This is a genomic window from Labrys sp. (in: a-proteobacteria), assembly GCF_047605565.1.
GTDB lineage: Bacteria > Pseudomonadota > Alphaproteobacteria > Rhizobiales > Labraceae > Labrys > Labrys neptuniae.
Window position 1 is genome coordinate 248,739 of record NZ_JASGFM010000003.1, and the last position, 19,451, is coordinate 268,189.

The following is a 19,451-nucleotide window of genomic DNA, read 5'->3' on the forward strand; positions in this document are numbered from 1 at the left end:
CACCTCCGCGTGGGGCGATCATGCCAGGGAAAGGGCTTCATTGGGTACCGGCATCATGCCGGCTGATCCGCCCCACACCGTCTGGTCATAGTTGATGACGGCACCCGTCATCAGCCCGGCATCGTCGGAGACGATGAAGTTGACAGCCCTGGCCGCCTCGGCGGGATCGACGAGCCGCCCGAAAGGAAGGGCTGCCGCGGCCTTGGCCTCCCAGTCGGGATCGCCGCTGGAAGCCGCCTGCAGTTCGCGCTCATGATCGGACGACATCCAGCCGACATTGAGCTGGTTCACGCGGATGCGGTTCTTCATCACCGAAAAGGCGGTATTGCGGGTCAGCGTCGCCAGGGCGCCCTTGGAAGCGCAATAGGCGTTGATGAAAGGCTGTCCCGCATGTTCGGAAATCGAACCGATATTGCAGACCGATCCGGCGATGCTGTCGCGGATCATCAGCTTCATCGCCTCCTGCATCAGGAAGTAGGGCCCGCGGACATTGGTGGCAAAGAGCTGGTCGAACAACTCGGGCGAGGTATCGAGGATCGTGCCGCGATCGGTGCAGGCGGCGGCATTCACGAGGACATCCACCCGGCCATAGACGCGGTCGGCCTCGGCAATGGCGTGCCGGCACTGTCCGACATCGGCGACATCGGCCTTGACGAAGTGAACGGGAACGCCGGTCCGCGCCCTGATTTCATCGGCCACCGCCTGGCCCTTGGCGGCATTGCGGCCGAGCGTGACCAGGCCGGCGGCCCCGGCGGCGGCGAGCTCATGCGCGATCGCAGCCCCCAGCCCCTGCGTCGAGCCGGTCACGACGCAGATCTTTCCATCCATGCGGTTCATGGCATCAATTCTCCACCGAATAGCCGGCTGCGGCCATCACCCGCAGCAATTCCTTGTGCCCGATCCTGGCCATCTGCAGCGGCGGGCTCTTGACGGGGTCCTGCTCCGCCTCGACGACGAACCATCCTTCATAGCCGTGGGCGGCCAGCCGCTTCACGATCGCCTCGAAATCGAGGGATCCGTCTCCGGGAACGGTAAAGGCCCCCTTCACCACGGCATCGAGAAAGCTCTCTTTGGTGCGATCGAGGCCTTCGACCACCGCGGCGCGGATATCCTTGGTGTGGACATGGGAAATGCGGGCATGGTGCTTGTCGATCACCCGCAGCACGTCGCCGCCGGCGAAAGCCATGTGACCGGCATCGTAGAGCAGGGGCAAGGCGTCTCCCGAGTGCTTCATCAGGAGATCGAGTTCGGCTTCGGTCTCGATCGGCGCCGCCATGTGATGATGGTAGCTGATCGGCATGCCCTGTCCGGCGCACCATTCGGCGAAGATCGTCATCTTGCGCCCATAGGCCTTGATCTCTTCCTCGCTCAACCGCCGTTTGGTCGACAGGGGCGCCGAGCGATTGCCCTGGATGGTACCGGCGGTTTCGCCATAGACGATGCACGGTGCTCCAACCGCCTTGAAGAGGGCCATCTGTCCGGCGATGCGTTCCTTTTCCACCTCGAGATCGCCGTCAAGCAGCAGGCCCGAGAACCAGCCGCCGCAAACGCTCATGCCGTGTTTGTCCAGGACGGGCTTGAGCGCCGCGGGATCCATCGGAAAACGACGGCCCGTCTCCATTCCTGTAAAGCCCGCCTCGCGGGCCTGACGCAGGCACTCGTCGAGCGACACGTCGTCACTGAGTTCGGGCAGGTCATCATTCCACCAGGCAATCGGTGCGATGCCAAGTCGGGCTTTCATGAGGTTCTCCAAATCTGCATCGATGGAAATCGAGGTCGATCACATCCAAAGGACAGCCCTGGGAAGCAGGATAGTCCCGGCTGCTCGCAATATGCGTCCGTCATACCCCGACACGCTGGCGCTTGCGCCCGTCAAGCTGAGAGGCATGCGCCTCGCGTACCTCGCTCCTCTCGCTCGTGGCGGGAACCCCGACATCCCACCAGGCATCGCCCGGCGTCCAGGTGAAGGCGTCCGAAACGATGGAGATGACCGTGGTCCGGTCGTTGTTCTGCGCCCATTCGATGGCGGGGCCGAGATCGGCAAGGCTGTCCACCTGCCGGGTCAGGGCGCCCATCGCCTCGGCGTGCTTGGCGAAGTCGACCGCAAAGGGCTCCTTCACCCGGCAATCCTTGATCAGATTGTTGAAGGAAGCTCCGCCCTTGGCATTCTGCAGCCGGTTGATCACGGCATAGCCGCCATTGTCGCAGACGATCACAATGATCTTGTGGCCGCTCAGAACGGTCGAATAGATGTCCGAGTTCATCATCATGTAGGTGCCGTCGCCGACCATGACGATCGGCGTGCGCGTCGGATCGGCCATTGCCGCGCCCCAGCCCGCGGCGATCTCATAGCCCATGCAGGAAAAGCCGAACTCGCAGTCGAAGGTGTTGGGCTCCTTGACCCGCCAGTTCTTCATGACTTCGCCGGGCAGGCCGCCGGCAGCGGTGATGAGCAGGTCCCGGTTGCCGGCCTTGGCATTCACCACCCCGACGACCTGTGCGTAGGTGGGGACCGGCTCGTTGGTAGGCTTTTGGAAGCCATCGAGCATGGCATTCCATTTGGCGAATTCCGCCACGCCCTTCTGCGTCCAGGCCGCCGGCGCCGTCCAATCGCCAAGTGCATCCGCCAATTCCCCGACGGTTTCCAGGGCATCGCCGACCACCGCCAGCGCCCGATGCTTGGTGGCATCCCAGCGCGCCGCGTTGATCGAGATGAATTTCGCCGTCTGCGAGAAGGCGGTCCAGGAGCCGGTGGTGAAATCCATCAGGCGCGTGCCGATGGCGAGGATCACATCGGCCTCGCTGGCCAGGGCATTGGCGGAAGTCGAACCGACGATGCCGATCGGCCCGACATGGGCGGGATGGTCATGGGTGAGCGCGCCCTTGCCGGCAATGGTCTCGGCGAGCGGAATGCCCCGCTTCGCGGCAAACTCGGCCAGGGCCTTTTCGGCGCCGGAATAGCGCACGCCGCCGCCTGAAATGATGAGCGGCCGCTTTGCCTGTTGCAGGATCTTCACGGCTTCCTGGAGGCGATCGCGATCCGGGCGCGGCCTTGGGATCTTGTGCACGGCAGGCTCGAAGAACGCTTCCGGATAGTCCCAGGCCATTTCCTGGACGTCCTGCGGCAGCGCGACAAAGGCGGGCCCGCAATCGGCCGGATCCAGCAGCACGCCGACGGCCTGCGGCAGCGAGGAGATGATCTGCTCGGGATGGACGATGCGGTCCCAATAGCGCGTCACGGCCTTGAAGGCGTCGTTGACGTTGATGGTGGGGTCACCGAAATGCTCCACCTGCTGCATGACGGGATCGGGGCGGCGATTGACGAAAGTGTCGCCGGAGAGCAGCAGCACCGGCAGGCGGTTGGAATGGGCGACGCCGGCCGCGGTGACCATGTTGAGCGCACCGGGGCCGATCGAGCTCGCCGCCACCATGATCTGGCGTCGGCGTTTGGCCTTGGCGAAGCCGATTGCCGCCAGGGCCATCGATTGCTCGTTCTGGCCGCGCCAGGTCGGCAAAGTGTCCTTGACCGCCTCCAGGGCCTCCGACAGGCAGGTGACGTTGCCATGCCCGAAGATCGCGAAAACACCTGGAAAGAGCGGAACTTTCGCGCCCTCTACGACTGTAAACTGATTGCACAGATAACGGACCAGGGCCTGGGCCATGGTGAGGCGGAGTGTTGCCGGCATCGTGTTCCTCCCACGCAACCGCGATTTTTCCATTGCTTACGAAATGATTATTGACAATGCAACATATTTGCAATCACCATTGCGAAATGCCTTGCAGGAGGCAGGCTCCCGCTCATGAGCGAGCATGATGGCGCTCCCCCCATCGCGGGCATGAAACGTTCGACAGAACCAGCCACCAGCGCTGGGCCGGAGGAAACGATGCCGCACGTACTCGTCGCCGGCAAATTGCATCCGAGCGGAATCGCATTGCTGCGTGATGCTCCCGAGGTGACGTTCGACTATGTCGAAGAGGTCTCGGAGGAAAGCTACGCCCCTTTCATCGCCGCTGCGGACGGCCTGGTCATTCGCACGCAACCTCTCTCGGCCCCCATCATCGCGCAGGCCGACAGGCTCAAGATCGTTTCGCGGCACGGCGTCGGCTATGACGCCGTCGACCTGCCCGCACTGAACGGCAGGGGCATCGCGCTTGCGATCGTGGGCGATGTCAATTCGGTCTCGGTGGCCGAGCACGCGATGCTGCTGCTGCTCGCCTGCGCCAAGAAGCTGCTGCGGGCCGATGCCAGCGTGCGCGAAGGCAACTGGACCTGGCGCAACAGGCTCGAAGCGACCGAACTATCCGGAAAACGCCTTCTCATCATGGGATTTGGCCGGACGGGGCGCCAGCTTGCCCGATATGCCGGAGTCTTCGGCATGGAGATCAGGGCATATGACCCGTACCTGCAGGCCGCCGGCTGGCCGGAGGGGCCGGTTGCTCCCGTCGATGACCTTGCCGTCGGATTGGGCTGGGCCGACGCCATATCGGTGCATGTGCCCAAGGCCGCCTGCCCGACGATCGGTGCCGGGGAACTCGCGGCAATGAAACCCTCCGCAATTGTCGTCAATACTGCGCGCGGAGGCGTGGTTGACGAGGCGGCCCTGCTGGAGGCACTGCGCCAGGGAAGGATTTCGGCCGCCGGTCTTGATGTTTTCGATGACGAACCTCCTCTTGCCGATCACCCCTTGTTCGGGCTCGATGAGGTCATCCTGACGCCGCACATCGCCGGCCTGACGGCTGAGTGCGCCGAGCGGATGGCCATTTCTTCGGTGCAGAACGTGCTCGATTTCTTTTCCGGCACCATCGACCCGGCCCTTGTCGTCAACAAAGAACAGCTCAATGCCAACTCCTAAGCAGCAACTCAGAATCGGCCTCATCGGCACGGGTTTCATGGGCAAGACCCATGTTTTCGGCTTTGCAGCCGCACAGCGGGTCTTCGACCTCGACTATGACATCGTGCTGCACACGGTCGCCGACCGCAGCGAGGAACTGGCCGCCGCTGCGGCGCAGACGCTCGGCTTCAGCACGTCGTCGGGCGACTGGAAAACCCTGATCGCCGATCCCGATATCGACGTGATCGACATCACCGCTCCCAATGCGCTGCACAAGCGGATGGCGCTCGCCGCGTTGGCGGCCGGCAAGCACGTCTATTGCGAAAAACCCCTTGCCACCACCGCGGCCGATGCCGCCGAGATGGCGCAGGCCGCACAAGCTGCCGGTGTCCGTACCCAGGTCGGCTTCAACTATCTGTGCAATCCCTTGTTCTCGCTCGCCCGCGAGATGATCCGTGGCGGTGAGTTGGGCGAGATCCGCAGCTATCGGGGCATTCACGCCGAGGACTACATGGCCGACGCCGAAAGCCCTTTCACCTTCCGGCACGATCCGGCCGGCGGCGGAGCCCTGGCGGATCTGGGCAGTCATGCGTTGGCGACGGCGGAGTTCCTGCTCGGACCGATCGAACGTGTGCAGGGCGACAGCGTTACCGTGATCGCCAGCCGGCCCGATGGCAAGGGAGGCCGACGGAATGTCGAGGTCGACGATCTCGGCCGCGCCTTCCTGCGGTTCGCCAGCGGCGCGTCCGGCAGTCTGGAGGCGAGCTGGATCGCCACGGGCCGCAAGATGCAGCATGACTTCGAAGTCTATGGCACCAAAGGAGCCCTGATTTTCAGCCAGGAGCGCTTCAACGAGCTCCATTTCTTCGATACGTCCGACCGGCAGGGGCGCCGTGGCTTCCGCCGCATCGAGGCCGGCCCAGACCACGCCCCCTATGGAGCGTTCTGCGTTGCTCCTGGCCACCAGCTCGGCTTCAACGACCTCAAGGCGATCGAGATCGCGGGCTTCGTCGACGCCATTGCCGGCAAACGGCCCGAGCCCTTCGGTTTCAAGGCCGGCCATCGCATCCAGTCGCTGGTCGAGGCGATACAAAGATCCGGCGTCGAAGGGCGCTGGATCGATACGTCCCAATGATTGCGGGCGGAATGGCCTAGGCCGGGCTTGGTTGCCTTCCTCCCGTGAGCCATCCAGCAGCTGTTCCGGCGGAGAAGCGATACCATCGTGATTGCAGTTGAAATGTTACGACTGTTTCATCAAAATGAGCTCCATGGTTTCGCTTTCCTGGTTGTTGCTAACGTACAAGGTGCCACCCGAGCCGGCTGCCCGGCGTATCGCGCTCTGGCGGCGGCTCAAGGGGATGGGGGCGGTCTATCTGCAGAACGGCGTGTGTCTCCTGCCCAAGACCAATGACCACATCCGCCGCCTGAAGATGATCGAGAACGATATCGCCGACCTGTCGGGGGATTGCGTGATCCTGGAGACGGTTGCGCTCGATCAAGGGCAGGAAGAGAAAGTCGTAAGCCGCTTCAAGGACGATCGGGACGAGCAATATCGCGAATTCCTGGGGCGATGCGCCGATTTCGAAAAGGAAATCGCCAAGGAAATTGCGATCAACAAGTTCACCTATGCCGAACTGGAGGAAGAGGACACCGACCTCAAGAAGCTCCAGGGGTGGCTCGAGAAGATCAGGAAACTCGATTTCTACGGTGCGTCGCTCGCCGGGGAGGCGGCCGAGCGCCTGCATGCCTGCGAGGCGCTGCTCGACAGCTACGCCCAGCGCGTCTTCGAGGCACAGGACGAGAACCGCTGAGATGGCCGATCGGAGGACAGCCCAAACCATGACGCCTTCTCCGCCGCGCAGCGGTATTCCAGCCGGCATCTGGGCGCTCGGCTTCGTGTCGCTGCTGATGGATGTCTCGTCCGAGATGATCCACGCGCTCCTGCCGGTCTACATGGTCACGGTGCTCGGCGCGTCCACGCTTGCCGTCGGCCTCATCGAGGGCATCGCGGAAGCGACGGCCTCGATCACCAAGGTGTTCTCGGGCGCTCTCAGCGACTGGCTGGGAAAGCGAAAATTCCTGGCTGCTCTCGGCTATGGTCTGGCCGCTCTCACCAAGCCGGTCTTTCCCCTGGCGAATTCGATCGACTGGCTGGTCGCGGCGCGGTTCGTCGATCGTATCGGCAAGGGTATCCGGGGTGCACCCCGCGATGCCCTGGTCGCCGATCTTGCGCCGCCGCATCTGCGCGGCGCGAGCTTCGGTCTGCGCCAATCACTGGATACCATCGGCGCCTTTGCAGGCCCGCTCCTGGCGATCGGCCTGATGTGGATGACGGCCAATCACTTCCAGCTCGTGTTCTGGATTGCCGTCGTGCCGGCGTTCCTGTCCGTCGGCCTCCTCTTGGTCGTGGTCAAAGAGCCCGAGCGACCGCAGGACCTGCGCCGTGTCCGCATGCCACTGCGGCGCGACGAGGTGCGCCGCCTCGGAACGGCTTATTGGTGGGTGGTTGCCGTCGCGGCGATCTTCACGCTTGCCCGCTTTTCCGAAGCGTTTCTCGTCCTGCGCGCCCAGTCGGCCGGTCTGCCCCTGGCGCTTGTGCCGATTGTGCTGGTGATCATGGCCTTTGCCTATTCGCTCTCGGCCTATCCGGCCGGCATCCTTTCCGATCGGATGGACCGGGTGGCGATCCTCGCCATCGGCCTCGTGCTGCTGGTTGTTGCCGACCTAGTGCTCGCCTTCGCTTCCGGCGTCATGGGCGTGTGCCTGGGTGTGGCGCTCTGGGGGCTGCATATGGGGTTCACTCAGGGGCTGCTGGCCACCTTGATTGCCGAAGCCGCGCCCGCCGAACTGCGCGGCACCGCCTTCGGCCTGTTCAATCTGGTTACCGGCCTCGCGCTGCTCGTCGCCAGCGTGATAGCAGGAGCCCTATGGGACCTGGCCGGACCGCAAGCCACTTTTCTCGCAGGAGCTGTTTTCTCGCTTGTGACCCTCATCGTCTTGCTGCCGGTTCGCGCGCAGCTCTCCGGGACGCGTGAATGATCGGAGCTTTATTGGGTGGGCATATGGCGACGCATGAGACGGTATTCGTGCCAGATCAGCCCCATCACCACGACGTCCAGGATGGTGAGGACGATCAGCCCGGCACCATGCGTGTAGGAGAAACGATAGAGCTGGTAGACGATGAAAAGCCCGAGCACGATCAGCGATGCCGGATACGACCAAAGCTTGCCCTTCAACAAGCCGATGACCAGCGCCAGTTTCACCACGCCATGGCCCAGTAGATAGAATGCGTAGAAATGCTTCGTCTCGATGGAAAAATTCTGGGCGAAGGCGGATAGGTGGCCCGCGATGAAGTCATGCGGGTTTTCGATCAGCTCCTCTTGCGTGACCCAGTTGACGAAAGCCCGAATTGTATTGGTGCTGATCAGAGCAAGGGCGATGCCGCCGACGCATTCTATCAGTGCATGTGCCCCTTTCAGGAGAATGCCGATCTGGAAGATCTTGTGAACCTGATGTTCATTCATGAGATGGTCTAGCCAGCATCAGCAGGGAGAATACGAACAGACACATGCGAGCTGCAATTCGAGCCTTGTCGTTGGCGGTCGTGTGGATCACCAGCTCTGTCGTGCACGAGGCGGCAGCATCGCCTTGTTGTAGTCCTCGATCATGGCGGCGGATAGAGGATTGGCATCTGCGCGCGTGGCGGGTCCAGGAGACCGGCGCTCTTGAGGTTAGCGCTCTCGCTGCTCATCTTGCGGATCGATTGGTGGTGGCCTGGAGCAACGTTCGCAGTCTTGGCGAGGCGGGGGACCGCGCATAGTTAGGCTCGATGGGTCAGGTCGCGCAGCAAGCGGGCAAGACCTGGTTCGGCGACGAGAAGCGCCGCTTCCTCCAGCGGCACCCATTGAACCTCGCGTTGGCCCTGCTCCTTCCATTTCTTCAAGGTCGCCTTGACCTCGACGCGATAGACGGTGGTTTCGACCAGGGCAAAATGGGTATCGAGGCGTTTCCAGTAGGGATAGGTGCCGATCGGCTTTTTGTCGGCCTTGCCGACAAGGCCGGCTTCCTGCTTTGCTTCGATCCTTGCCGCCTGGGGATCCTTGCGCCCTTTGATCGGCCAGCCCTTCGGCAAGGTCCACCGCCTTGTCGTGCGGGTCGTCACAAGGCAGGTCTCCAGGCGTCCGGCCTTGATCCGGACGGGCAGGGCCGCCACCTGGCGCAATGAGGGCGAGGGCCTTGCAAGGTCCTGCGTCACCTCGACATCACCCTGCTCGAGATACGCGTCAAGGTGATCAGCACGATCAGGGTCGCGGCACCCAAGATCGTCGTCAGCGTGGCAGCATCAAAGATCGCGCCGCGGTCCGATAGCGAGAAGATGCGAACCGGCAGGGTGACCCAGCCCGGCGGATAGACCATGACGGTTGCCCCGAGCTCTCCCATCGACAGGGCGAAGGAGAGGCTGAAGGCGGCGATCAGATAGGGCGTGAGCAAGGGCAGCGTCACGCGCCGCAGTCGGTAGAAGGGGCGGGCGCCCAGGCTCTCGGCAACCTGTTCGCAGTCGATCGGAAGGCGGGCAAGGCCGGCAGTGACCGTGCCGTAGGTGAAGGCCGCAATCAGCATGAAATGTGCGATCAGGACGATCAGCCGCGTGCCGTTGAGCAGGAAGGGCGGCTGGCTGAAGGCGACCAGCAGGCCGAGGCCGATGGAGACGGAGGGAACCGCGCTCGGCACGAAGAAGAAGAGGTCGAGCACGCGCTTGGGCAAGGGCTTGAAACGGCGAAGCGCCAGGGCCGCCCAGGTGCCGCAGACGAGCGCCGCCAGGCTGGCGATGATGCCTGTGAGGATGCTGGCCTTGAGCGAAGCGAAGGATGCCGTGCGAAAGGCGTCGGCATAATGCTGGGTGGTCAGGTGCGAGGGCAGGATGTCGTTCCACTGCCCGCTGAAGCTGGCGAGGACGATCACTCCGATCGGCAGGCCGTAGACGAGGAGGAAGAGCGGCACCACGGCCGCCCAAACGGCCCCACGCTCGGCTTTAGACCACACCAGCATTGCTGCCTCCGAAGTGAGCGACGATGATGCGATAGAGCGTGTAGAGGCCGAGCGAGAGCGCGATGTTCACCACGGCAATGACGCAGGCGGTCGCATAGTCGAACTCCTGGATCGCCTTGCTGTAGATCAGCAGCGGCAGGGTGATGACGTCCTTGGCGCCGATGAACAGCACGATGCCGAATTCATTGACGGTGAGCAGCAGGCATAGGCTCCCGCCGGCGACCAGGGCCGGCAGGGCGGCCGGGAAGATGACCTTCCGCACGATGCGCAGGGGCCGGGCGCCGAGGCTGCTTGCCACCTCGATCTGGGCATGATCGATCTGCGAGAAGGTGGCGAGGAGCGGGCGCATGACGAAGGGCGTGTAAACAGTCACCTCCGCCAGCACGACCCCCCATTGCGAATAGAGAAAGTCGATGGGGGGCAGCTGCAGGGCGAAGGCGTGCATCAGCGTTTCGTTGAGAATGCCGGCCGAGCCATATATGAAGGTGAAGGCAAGGGTAACGAGGAAGGTCGGCAGTGCGATCACCGTGTCGATCAGACGGCCTGCAAGTTTGGCGCCGGGAAAGGGCACGAAGGCGAACACCACCGACAGGACGAAGCCCAGCAGCAGGCAGCCGATGGTGGAGCAGATCGCGATGACGATGGTGTGGTAGAGCCCGTCGACGAACTGGCGCGAGCCGAGGACCTGCTCGAAGGTGGCGAGCGAGGGCGGACCGTCCCCGAGCGAGGCGCGGATGATGAGGGCGAGGGGGTAGAAGAACAGCAGCGCCAGCACGAGAAGAGGCGGCAGGATCCAGAACCCGTCGAGATTGCGCCGCGCCGGGGCCGCGCCGAGCGCAATGTCAGCCATGGGCGGGATCCTCTGGAACCAGCGTGACGTCACCGGGCTCGAAATGGATGCGCACGCTCTCGCCGGCCTGCGGCGGATCGGCCATCGGCGGCGTCGTCATGCGAACCGTGTGCCCGCCCGTTTCGAAGGTGATGTTCTGGACATCGCCCTGCCATTGCACGCTCAGTACGGTAGCCTTGAGGGCATTGGGCTCGGAGGTCGCCCGGGTAAAGCGGAAATCGTGCGGCCGGACGCAGAGCAGGCAGTCGCTACCGCCGGCGAGACGGTGATGGTTGCGGGCGAAGAGAAAGGTGTCGCCGAAACTCACCCGGGCATGCCCGTTCTCGGTCGGCTGCAGGTCCTTGACCGGCATCAGATTCGCCCGGCCCAGGAATTCCGCCGCAAAACGGTTCGGGGGATTGCGGAACAGGGACTGGGACGTGCCGAAGGCGCGCAATTTGCCGTCCCGCATGATGCCGATATGGTTGGCCAGCGTAAGGGCTTCGGACTGGTCATGCGTGACGTAGAGCACCGTCAGGTTGGGCAGGCTGGTATGAAGCTTGGCGATTTCGTCGATCATGGCGCGGCGGATCTGGGCATCGAGGGCCGAAAGCGGCTCGTCGAGCAGCAGGACCTGCGGCCGTGGCGCCAGGGCACGGGCGATGGCGACACGCTGCTGCTGCCCGCCCGAAAGCTCGCGCGGAAAGCGCCGCGCATAGGCGGACATGCCCACCATCGCCAGGCATTCGGGCACGCGCTGGCGGATGACGTCTTCGCGGGCGCCATGGGCCCGCAGGCCGAAGGCGACGTTCTCGTCGACGCGCATATGCGGGAACAGGGCATAGTTCTGCACCACCATGCCGATCTTGCGATCATAGGGGGCGAGATGCGTCACGTTGCGCTCGCCGATCATGATCCGGCCCGAGGAGGGCCGTACGAAGCCTGCAACGGCGCGCAGCGCCGTTGTCTTGCCTGAGCCCGAGGGGCCGATCAGGGCGACGACCTCGCCCGGATTCACGGTCAGCGTGAGGGAATGCAGAACCGTCAGATTACCATAGGTAACCGAGACGTCCTCGAAGCCGATGCGACTGCCGCCGGGAGCGGCGGTCTTGGCTTCGGTGCCCGGACCGGTTTTCAACTGCGCGCTCGCCATCGCCCTGTCGGCTCTCAATTGCTCGAAATGGCTGAATTGTAGGCAGCGACATTGTCCTTCAATCCGGACAGCACGCCCACCCAGTCCGGGCTCCAGATCTCGACACCCTGCAGCATGGCCTGGAGCTTCTTGTAGTTCTCGTCCTCGGGCTTGACGTCATTGCGCACGGGCAGGCCCTTGGCGACGACGCTGACCTGCTTCTGCGCTTCCGCGGACAGCAGGAAGTCGATGAGTTTCTTGCCATTTTCCGAGTTGGGCGCGCCCTTCACCAAGGCGATGTAATAGGGCAGGGCGAACAACGTCTTCTTGCCGTCGGGGCCTGCCGGCACGAAGATCTGGATGTTGGGATTGTCAGCCTGCTGGGACAGGTTCATCTGCATGTCGCCATTGGCGACGTAGAGCTCGCCCTTGTTGACCAGCGCAGTCAATTTGCCGGTCGAGGCGGAAGGGCCGAGATTGTTGGCCTGGAGCTTCTTGAGAAAGTCGAGCCCCTTCTCCTTGCTGCCGAAGGCATGAAAGGTCTGCAGCATGAAGGCCGTGCCGTCACCGGCCTGTCCCGGTGTCGAATATTGCAGCTTCTGCTTGAATTTGGGATCGAGGAGATCCTCATATTTCGCCGGAGGCTGCTTGAGGACCTCGGCGTTGTAGATGAAGTTGGGGTAGTTGTTCACCAGGGCATAGAAGCGGCCGCCGGCGTCCTTGTCGCGGGCCTCGATCTTGTCGGCTCCGGCCGGGTTATAGGCTTCGATCAGGCTGTCGGCAGCGGCCTTCTGCATGAAGGGCGGCAGCGTCACCAGCACGTCGGCCTGGGTGTTGGACTTTTCCTTGGCCAGGCGATCGACCACGCCGCTCGATCCCGCTTCGACATATTGGACCTCGATGCCGGTCGCCTTGGTGAAGGCTTCGAACTGATCGCCGAACCAGCTCGGCGTGCCGTCGTGCAGCCCATCGGCGCTGTAGATGGTGACCACGCCATCGGCATGGGCCGGAACGGCCATGCCGGCTAACATCAGGGCTGCAATCAGGGCGAACCTGGATTTCATGACGTTCTCCTCTCGGGACGGATGTGAGCGTTTGGCGGCTTTCTTCGCTTTTGCCTGTCTCTTGCCGCGGCCGGAGCCGAACGCCTTAGCGAAATGTGTTTTCAAGCGTCCGATAAGTAAAATCTATTTATCTTATGCAATGAAAGGTCAGGCTTATGGTTGGGTCGAGGCCGCAATTTCACGCGTTTCCACGAGCAAGGCACGCCCCAGCACGAGCGTGCTCTTGCCCCCAACTCTTTGTTTCGACAGGTCTTTGCGATTGCCGCCGGATCGCAAAATGCTTCAGGCAAACCGAATGCCGGCGCGCTGTGCTCGCAGGCGGGGGTCGTTGGAACGAACCGTCACCGGCCGGCCCTGAAGGATCTCCTCGCAGCGGGTCAAGGTGTCCGCTTCCAGGCGCTGCATGGCTTCGACCGTGAAGAAAGCAAGATGCGGAAGCAGGATGACGTTGTCATGACGATAGAGCGGGCTCATCGGGTGGCCGGCCTTGCGCAAGGGTTCGAGCGAATAGGTATCGAGGCCGACGCCGCCCAGGCGCTCTTCCATCACCGCATCGACCAGGGCTGCTTCGTCGACCAGTGCGCCGCGCGACACGTTGATCAGGATGGCGGTCCGCTTCATGCAGGCGAGTTCCGCCGCTCCGATCATGCCCCGCGTGCTCTGGTTGAGCACGGTGTGGATCGAGATGAAATCGCTTGCGGCCAACAGGTCAGGCAAGGCATCGACCTTTTCGATACCGGCCCCGCGCATGGCTGCGGCGTCGAGATAGGGATCATAGCCGAGGACGCGGGCGCGAAAGCCGGCCCCGGCCATGCGGGCAAGGCTGCGGCCGATCCTGCCGCAGCCGACCAGGCCCAGCGTCGCGCCGGCGATATCGCGCCCGAGCCAGCGCGCCTCCGGCCAGACCCAGCCTTGTTCGGCAACCGCATGGGTGATGGCCGGCAAGCGTCTGGCGAGCGCGATCATCAGGGCGAAGGCGGCTTCGGCCACCGTTTCCTCGGCATAATCGGGTATGTTGACCACGGGGATGCCCCGCGCCATGGCCGCCGGGATGTCGATCGCATCGATGCCGACGCCATATTTGACGATGCCCTTCAGCCGGGGCGCGGCTTCGATCACCCGGGCGGTGATCGGCGTGTAGCACATCAGCAAGAGGTCGGCGTCGGCAATGGCCGCGCATAGATCGCCTTCCGAAATGCCTTCCGGCAGGATGGCGAGCTCGACGCCATGAGCCCTGAGCCCCGCATCGACGGCGGGGCATTCGAGTTCCCCGTCGGTCCTGACCGCCTTCACCATCGCGCCCTCATCCCGCCAGGACCGCCTCTTCGACGATGCCGAGCGCGCGGTCGAGGTCTGCCCTGGCGATGGTCAGCGGCGGCGACAGCGTCAGCACATTGCCCTGGCTGATCTTGAAAGAGAGGCCGTTTTCCAGGCAGCGATAATAGACCCGCTCGGCCAGGGCGTGATTGGGCTGAAGCCCCTGCCGGTCCTCGACGAGCTCGACGCCGAAGATCAATCCTCGGCCGCGCACGTCGCCGACATGCGGGGAGCGGGCGATCAGCTCGCGCATGCGGTTCATGGCGTGATCGCCCAGTTCCCTGGCGCGTTCGGGGAGGCCCTCCTCGCGGATGATGGCGATGGTGGTCAGCGCGGCCCGGGTGGTGACCGGGTTCTTTTCATGGGTGTAGTGGCCGATCGCATAGTCGCCGGCGACATCGAGGCCGCGACGGGCGATGACGGCGGCGATGGGCAGGATGCCGCCACCCAGCGACTTGCCGAGCACCAGGATGTCGGGGGTGACGCCGTCATGTTCGGAGGCGAAGAATTTGCCGGTCTTGCCGAGGCCGGTCGGAATCTCGTCGAAGATCAGCAGCGTGCCATGCCGGTCGCAGGCTTCGCGCACGCTTTTCCAGAACCCCGGCGCGGGAACGAGCGGGGTCGCGCGCATGGGTTCGGCGATGAAGGCGGCGATGTCGCCTTCGCGGGCCAGGACATAGGAGATCATGCTGGCGCAGGCGCGGGCCGACTCCTCCAGCGAATTCGTGCCATAGGGGCAGTGATGCAGGGCCCACGGCGCGACATGTTCGCTGCCCGGCAGGAGGGGCCCGGCAATACCCGAACGGAACGTCGCCTCGCCGCCGACGCTGGAGGCACCGAAACCGGCGCCGTGGAATGCATCCCAGAAGGACAAGGTCTTGAACCGGCCGGTCGCGGCACGTGCCAGCTTGAGCGCGACCTCGATGGCATCCGAGCCGCCCGTGGTGAACAGCACCTTGCCGAGATCGCCCGGCGTGAGTTCGGCCAGCGTTTCGGCCAGTTCGACCGCCGTCTCGCAGGTAAAGCGCCGGGGGGCGAAGGGCAGCTCATCCATCTGCGCCCGGATCGCTTCCTTGAGGCGCGGATGCCCATAGCCGACGTGATGGACGCTGTTGCCGTGGAAATCCATGTAGCGCCGGCCGGCGAGGTCCTCGATCCAGATGCCCTCGGCCTTGGCGATGGTCGACACGCAGGGGCTGGACAGGCTCTGATGCAGGAAGACGTCGGCATCGCGCTGCAGCAGCGCGGCCGAGGCAGCGTGATGCTGCCGGGCGTTCCAGTCATGCCGCGCCTGGGCGGTATTGGATTCGCCCTCGGTATGGATCAGGGTCATGGCGCTTCACAGCCGGGCCGAGCCCGCTCCCTCTTCAGTCTCCAAAAAGCTCGGCAATCGTCTCCTCGCCGAGAGCAAAACCGGTGCTCGCACCCGTGCCGCTGGTCACGATCACCAGCCTTACGCCGTCGCAGGGGTTCAGGCGCAGCGCCTCGTCTTTCGACGAGGACGCGTAGGTGCCGACCCAATGGGCGGTGACACGGGGAGGCGACGCGCGGAACAGAGCCTCGTATTCGGCCAGGATCAGGGCGTCGACTTCGGTGGAGGCGAAGGGATCCGGCGTGGTGCCGTAATGATGTGAATCGCCCACGACCAGGGAGCCATCGGCCGATTGGGTGACGATGAGATGAACGCCATTCTCCAGGGCGCTTGCCCGCTCGCTTTCGAGCCGCCGGCGCAGCGCCGCCGTTTCCGGCATTGCGGCAAAGGCACCGTAGCGCAGGAGGCTGAGATCGGACATCAGCGCCGAATTGAGCCTGAAGCCGGGATCGGCGAGGCGCAGCATCTGCAGCTTGCAGCGCCGCACCCTGTATTCTGCGATCGTCTCGCTGAAAAGGGTGGCAAGATCATCGCCCGGGCAGATCGCGATGCGCGAGGCCGCAATATCCCCCACGCTGGTGCGAAGCCGGCCGGGTTCGACCCCCCGTACCGCCGTGCCGAAGCGGAAGCTGACGTCGTGACGCGTCCGGAGCCATTCGACGAGGCGGGGCAAGGCGAGGGAGGATTCGACCCGCAATTCATGCGGGCTGAAGAAGCCGCCGATTGCGCCGGAACCGGCGAGGGAGGGCTCGCGCTCCGCCAGTTCGGCTGCCGTCAAGGCCTGGCATGAGGCGCCTTCGGGCGTGGTGCAGAACGCCGCGATGGCGTCGAGCGCCTCGGGGCGCTGGGCGGCGATCACCATGCCGCGATGGAGGATGTCGATCCCGGCCTCGGCCGCCGTCGCAAGCCAGACCTCCCGGCTGCGCCGGGCGCGTCGATAGGAAAGACCCGGCGTCTGGCCGCTGACGACGACCAGGCCGAAATTGCGGATGGAGGCACCATTGGCCGCGCTGTCGCGATCGACGACCACGACCCGCAGCCCGCGCCGGGCGGCTGCCAGCGCATGGCCGAGGCCGACAATGCCGGCCCCGACCACGGCAAGATCAAAGGTCTCGGGCATGAAGCGCTACCACGGCAATGAGAAGGTCTTGACGTTGGTGAAGGACTTCATCGCCTCGATCACGCCTTCCTTGTAGCCGTTGCCCGAATCCTTGATGCCGCCGAAGGGGCTCATCTCGATGCGATAGCCCGGCACTTCCCAGATATTGACGGTGCCGACCCGGAGGCCGGTGATGAAGGCCTGCATGCGCCGGAAGTCGTTGGTGCATACGCCCGAGGACAGGCCGAAGGCCGTCGAGTTCGACAGTGCGATCAAGGCCTCGTCGTCATCGGGGGCGCGAATGATCGGGACGATCGGGCCAAAGGTTTCCTCCATGACGAGCTCGCTCGCATGCGGCACCCTGTCGACGACGATCGGCGGCAGCAGTGCGCCCTGGCGGCCGGGATCGTAAAGGATCTCGGCGCCGGCCTCAGCCGCCATATGGACGCGCTTTTCGAACAGGGCGGCCGCCTTCTCATGCACCACCGTGCCGAGCTGGGTGGCTGGATCGAAGGGGTCGCCGAAGCGGATGGCCTTGGCGCGTTCGAGCACCAGGGGCACGAAGCGATCGGCGACCTTCTCCTGCACCAGGATGCGCTTGACGGCGGTGCAGCGCTGGCCGGAATTCTTGGTGGCGCCGGCGACGGCGAGATCCGCCGCCCTGGCGAGGTCGGCGTCATCGAGATCGTTGAGGACGATCAGCGGGTCGTTGCCGCCGAGCTCCAGGACCTGGCGCTTGTAGCCGGCCTTGGAGGCGATCATCTTGCCGACGGGCACGCCGCCGGTGAAGGTGATCAGGTCGATATGGGGATTGGTGATCATTTCATCACCGATCTCGGCGGGCCATCCCGTCACCACCGAGAGCATCTGCGGCGGCAGGCCGGCCTCGTAGAGAATGTCCGCCAGGACCAGCGCCGTCATCGGCGTGAGTTCCGTCGGCTTCACCACCACGCAATTGTTGGTGGCGATGGCCGGTGCCACCTTGTGCGCAACCATGTTGAGCGGGTGGTTGAAGGGCGTGATCGCCGAAATCGCCGTGAGGGGCTCGCGCTGGGTGAAGATCCGCCGTTGCTTGCCATGCGGGGTGAGGTCGCAGGAGAAGATCTGGCCATCGTCGTGGATGCACATCTGGCCGGCGAGGGTGAAGACATCGAAGGCGCGCCCGACCTCATAGAGCGAGTCCTGCTTGGAAATGCCGAGTTCGCTGGTGACGAGATCGGAAATCTCGTCCTTGCGGGCGTTGATGAGCTCGGCCGTCTTCAACAGGATCTTCTGGCGGTCGTAGCGCGTCAGCTTCGACTGGTAGCCGGCTGCGATCTCGAAGGCCTGGCTGGCATGTTCGGCCCGCCCGGCCGGCACGGTGCCGACGACCGTATCGGTATAGGGATAGCGCACCTCGAGGATTGCCTCGGCCTCGACCAGGCCGCCGGCGATCCGCATCGGTTCATGGCGGACCTTGATGGTTTTCTCGGGTGTGTTCATTTTGGCTGAGCCGCTGCGAGGGTGGCGTAGTAGAAGGCGTCGAAATTGCGCAGGGCCGGCGCCTGCGGCAGGTCGGGCAGGGGGCGGTTCACGATGAAGGGTACCGCCTGCTCGGTCAGGCCGCCATGCGAGCGTAGCGGTTCGTCGAGCGCGGCAAGGTCGTGGCGGTGCTCGGACGTGCCGATCGTCTTGTTCTCGCCCGAGACCATGACGATGTCGCCGATGCGGTCCTCCGGCAGTTCGAAGCGCCGGCAGCCCTCCTCGCGCCCGAGCACCAGCGTCATGTCCTGGATAGCACGCAGCCTGGCGATGATGGCCTCCCGGTCCGCGCCCTTGGGCAGATAGGCGGTGGCGAACGAGCCCAGTGCGCCGTGATGCACCACATAGGGGTCGGTGATCGGCAGGATGACGCGGGCGGCATCCTTGCCGAGCCATTCATCCAGCAGGTCCTGGACATAGACCACGTTGGGCGAGCCGTCCGCATGATGCTTCGGCTTCATGCCGTGGTCGGCAGTTACGACGATGGCGGCACCCAACGCGTCGAGCTCGGCGAGATATCTGTCAAACATGGCGTAGAAGGCGTTCGCCTGCGGCACGCCGGGGGCGTATTTGTGCTGAATGTAGTCTGTCGTCGTCAGATACATGACGTCGGGGCGGAATTCGCGCAGAAGCTTGACGCCGGCGGCGAACACGAATTCCGACAGTTCCGCCGAATAGACGTCCGGCACCGGGCGCCCCAGCCATTTGGAGGCATCCTCGATGCCGTTGGCAGCCTTGGTGGTGGTGCTGGCCTTTTCCGAGGAGAAGCAGATGGCACGGTCGTCGTCATAGGACAGGCCGTGGCCCAGGAGGGCGCGCAACTTGTCCTTGGCGGTGACCACGGCAACCTTGGCCCCGGCATCGTAGAATGCCTTGAACACCGTCGGCGCGCGCAGGAATTTGGGATCGTTCATCATCACCTCCTCGCCCGTTTCGGGGTTGTAGAGGTAGTTGCCGCAGATGCCGTGCACGGCGGGCGGGCGCCCGGTGACGATCGACAAATTGTTGGGGTTGGTGAAGCTGGGAATGACGCTGTGCGCGGTGCTGGCCGTTCCCTTCCGCAGGATGCGCTCGAGGGCCGGCATCAAGCCGGCCTTGATGGCTTCGTCGAGATAGGCTGGCTCGCAGCCGTCGAGACAGATGGCGATGGCCGGCACGCGCGGCCAGGCGTAATTGCGCTCGTTGGCGGAGACCGAGACGGGGGACATTTGGTTCATCGAGGATCGATCCTTCAAT

18 protein-coding genes are annotated in these 19,451 nt (G+C 64.1%); 4 read left to right on the forward strand and 14 right to left on the reverse strand.

Features of this window, described 5'->3' with window-relative positions:
• Nucleotides 1-18: 18 nt before the first annotated feature.
• From QM672_RS04955 to iolD, 3 genes are all read right to left on the reverse strand, one after another.
• Nucleotides 19-837, reverse strand: a complete 819-nt coding sequence (locus QM672_RS04955) for an SDR family oxidoreductase (protein WP_415081001.1) — start codon at nt 835-837, stop codon at nt 19-21.
• Nucleotides 838-841: 4 nt separating this feature from the next.
• Nucleotides 842-1,741: a myo-inosose-2 dehydratase gene (gene iolE / locus QM672_RS04960; protein WP_415081003.1), complete on the reverse strand. Its 900-nt coding sequence runs from the start codon at nt 1,739-1,741 to the stop codon at nt 842-844.
• Between the two features lie 100 nt (nt 1,742-1,841).
• Nucleotides 1,842-3,686 (reverse strand): 3D-(3,5/4)-trihydroxycyclohexane-1,2-dione acylhydrolase (decyclizing), encoded by a 1,845-nt coding sequence (iolD, locus tag QM672_RS04965; RefSeq protein WP_415081005.1) that lies wholly within the window; start codon nt 3,684-3,686, stop codon nt 1,842-1,844.
• 114 nt (nt 3,687-3,800) lie between these two features.
• On the opposite strand from iolD, the gene QM672_RS04970 reads away from it, so the two are divergent.
• From QM672_RS04970 to QM672_RS04985, 4 genes are all read left to right on the forward strand, one after another.
• The gene (locus QM672_RS04970; RefSeq protein ID WP_415081007.1) at nt 3,801-4,853 is read left to right on the forward strand and encodes a hydroxyacid dehydrogenase; all 1,053 of its coding nucleotides are present in this window, start codon (nt 3,801-3,803) and stop codon (nt 4,851-4,853) included.
• Nucleotides 4,840-5,967, forward strand: a complete 1,128-nt coding sequence (locus QM672_RS04975) for a Gfo/Idh/MocA family protein (RefSeq protein ID WP_415081009.1) — start codon at nt 4,840-4,842, stop codon at nt 5,965-5,967. Before QM672_RS04970 ends, QM672_RS04975 begins: the two co-directional genes overlap by 14 nt.
• Before the next feature lie 133 nt (nt 5,968-6,100).
• Complete coding sequence (locus QM672_RS04980; RefSeq protein WP_394311492.1) at nt 6,101-6,643, forward strand: Chromate resistance protein ChrB; 543 nt, start codon at nt 6,101-6,103, stop codon at nt 6,641-6,643.
• 28 nt (nt 6,644-6,671) lie between these two features.
• On the forward strand, nt 6,672-7,871 hold the full coding sequence (locus tag QM672_RS04985) for an MFS transporter (RefSeq protein ID WP_415081012.1): 1,200 nt from the start codon (nt 6,672-6,674) through the stop codon (nt 7,869-7,871).
• An 8-nt stretch (nt 7,872-7,879) separates the two neighbouring features.
• Here the strand turns inward: QM672_RS04985 and QM672_RS04990 are convergent, their stop codons facing one another.
• The 11 genes from QM672_RS04990 to phnA all read right to left on the reverse strand — a co-directional run bounded on the left by QM672_RS04990 (nt 7,880) and on the right by phnA (nt 19,432).
• Entirely contained in the window at nt 7,880-8,356 is a 477-nt protein-coding gene (locus QM672_RS04990; protein WP_311936904.1) for a DUF2127 domain-containing protein, read from the reverse strand.
• A 296-nt stretch (nt 8,357-8,652) separates the two neighbouring features.
• Complete coding sequence (locus QM672_RS04995) at nt 8,653-9,087, reverse strand: NUDIX hydrolase (protein WP_311936902.1); 435 nt, start codon at nt 9,085-9,087, stop codon at nt 8,653-8,655.
• Nucleotides 9,084-9,881, reverse strand: a complete 798-nt coding sequence (locus QM672_RS05000; RefSeq protein WP_311936900.1) for an ABC transporter permease subunit — start codon at nt 9,879-9,881, stop codon at nt 9,084-9,086. Before QM672_RS05000 ends, QM672_RS04995 begins: the two co-directional genes overlap by 4 nt.
• Nucleotides 9,865-10,731, reverse strand: coding sequence for a 2-aminoethylphosphonate ABC transporter permease subunit (locus QM672_RS05005; protein ID WP_311936897.1), 867 nt, complete (start codon nt 10,729-10,731; stop codon nt 9,865-9,867). Before QM672_RS05005 ends, QM672_RS05000 begins: the two co-directional genes overlap by 17 nt.
• Nucleotides 10,724-11,848, reverse strand: coding sequence for an ABC transporter ATP-binding protein (locus QM672_RS05010; protein WP_311936894.1), 1,125 nt, complete (start codon nt 11,846-11,848; stop codon nt 10,724-10,726). Before QM672_RS05010 ends, QM672_RS05005 begins: the two co-directional genes overlap by 8 nt.
• A gap of 29 nt (nt 11,849-11,877) precedes the next feature.
• Nucleotides 11,878-12,906: a 2-aminoethylphosphonate ABC transporter substrate-binding protein gene (locus QM672_RS05015; RefSeq protein ID WP_311936891.1), complete on the reverse strand. Its 1,029-nt coding sequence runs from the start codon at nt 12,904-12,906 to the stop codon at nt 11,878-11,880.
• A 282-nt stretch (nt 12,907-13,188) separates the two neighbouring features.
• Nucleotides 13,189-14,202: a C-terminal binding protein gene (locus tag QM672_RS05020; RefSeq protein WP_415081016.1), complete on the reverse strand. Its 1,014-nt coding sequence runs from the start codon at nt 14,200-14,202 to the stop codon at nt 13,189-13,191.
• A gap of 7 nt (nt 14,203-14,209) precedes the next feature.
• Nucleotides 14,210-15,556, reverse strand: coding sequence for an aspartate aminotransferase family protein (locus QM672_RS05025; RefSeq protein ID WP_415081018.1), 1,347 nt, complete (start codon nt 15,554-15,556; stop codon nt 14,210-14,212).
• A gap of 34 nt (nt 15,557-15,590) precedes the next feature.
• Nucleotides 15,591-16,715 carry a TIGR03364 family FAD-dependent oxidoreductase gene (locus QM672_RS05030; RefSeq protein ID WP_367624725.1) on the reverse strand — a complete coding sequence of 375 codons (1,125 nt, stop codon included), beginning with the start codon at nt 16,713-16,715 and terminating at the stop codon, nt 15,591-15,593.
• A 6-nt stretch (nt 16,716-16,721) separates the two neighbouring features.
• A complete protein-coding gene (phnY, locus tag QM672_RS05035) occupies nt 16,722-18,176 on the reverse strand; it encodes a phosphonoacetaldehyde dehydrogenase (RefSeq protein WP_415081020.1) in 1,455 nt (484 codons plus the stop codon).
• Nucleotides 18,173-19,432, reverse strand: coding sequence for a phosphonoacetate hydrolase (gene phnA / locus QM672_RS05040; protein ID WP_415081022.1), 1,260 nt, complete (start codon nt 19,430-19,432; stop codon nt 18,173-18,175). The genes phnY and phnA overlap by 4 nt, the downstream gene beginning before the upstream one ends.
• Nucleotides 19,433-19,451 lie beyond the last annotated feature (19 nt).

Bases quoted from the DNA above. Each gene is read 5' to 3' on its own strand.
- QM672_RS04955 (WP_415081001.1), bottom strand. From the start codon at position 837: ATGAACCGCATGGATGGAAAGATCTGCGTCGTGACCGGCTCGACGCAG.
- iolE (WP_415081003.1), bottom strand. From the start codon at position 1,741: ATGAAAGCCCGACTTGGCATCGCACCGATTGCCTGGTGGAATGATGAC.
- iolD (WP_415081005.1), bottom strand. From the start codon at position 3,686: ATGCCGGCAACACTCCGCCTCACCATGGCCCAGGCCCTGGTCCGTTAT.
- QM672_RS04970 (WP_415081007.1), top strand. From the start codon at position 3,801: ATGAGCGAGCATGATGGCGCTCCCCCCATCGCGGGCATGAAACGTTCG.
- QM672_RS04975 (WP_415081009.1), top strand. From the start codon at position 4,840: ATGCCAACTCCTAAGCAGCAACTCAGAATCGGCCTCATCGGCACGGGT.
- QM672_RS04980 (WP_394311492.1), top strand. From the start codon at position 6,101: ATGGTTTCGCTTTCCTGGTTGTTGCTAACGTACAAGGTGCCACCCGAG.
- QM672_RS04985 (WP_415081012.1), top strand. From the start codon at position 6,672: ATGACGCCTTCTCCGCCGCGCAGCGGTATTCCAGCCGGCATCTGGGCG.
- QM672_RS04990 (WP_311936904.1), bottom strand. From the start codon at position 8,356: ATGAATGAACATCAGGTTCACAAGATCTTCCAGATCGGCATTCTCCTG.
- QM672_RS05000 (WP_311936900.1), bottom strand. From the start codon at position 9,881: ATGCTGGTGTGGTCTAAAGCCGAGCGTGGGGCCGTTTGGGCGGCCGTG.
- QM672_RS05005 (WP_311936897.1), bottom strand. From the start codon at position 10,731: ATGGCTGACATTGCGCTCGGCGCGGCCCCGGCGCGGCGCAATCTCGAC.
- QM672_RS05015 (WP_311936891.1), bottom strand. From the start codon at position 12,906: ATGAAATCCAGGTTCGCCCTGATTGCAGCCCTGATGTTAGCCGGCATG.
- QM672_RS05020 (WP_415081016.1), bottom strand. From the start codon at position 14,202: ATGGTGAAGGCGGTCAGGACCGACGGGGAACTCGAATGCCCCGCCGTC.
- QM672_RS05025 (WP_415081018.1), bottom strand. From the start codon at position 15,556: ATGACCCTGATCCATACCGAGGGCGAATCCAATACCGCCCAGGCGCGG.
- QM672_RS05030 (WP_367624725.1), bottom strand. From the start codon at position 16,715: ATGCCCGAGACCTTTGATCTTGCCGTGGTCGGGGCCGGCATTGTCGGC.
- phnY (WP_415081020.1), bottom strand. From the start codon at position 18,176: ATGAACACACCCGAGAAAACCATCAAGGTCCGCCATGAACCGATGCGG.
- phnA (WP_415081022.1), bottom strand. From the start codon at position 19,432: ATGAACCAAATGTCCCCCGTCTCGGTCTCCGCCAACGAGCGCAATTAC.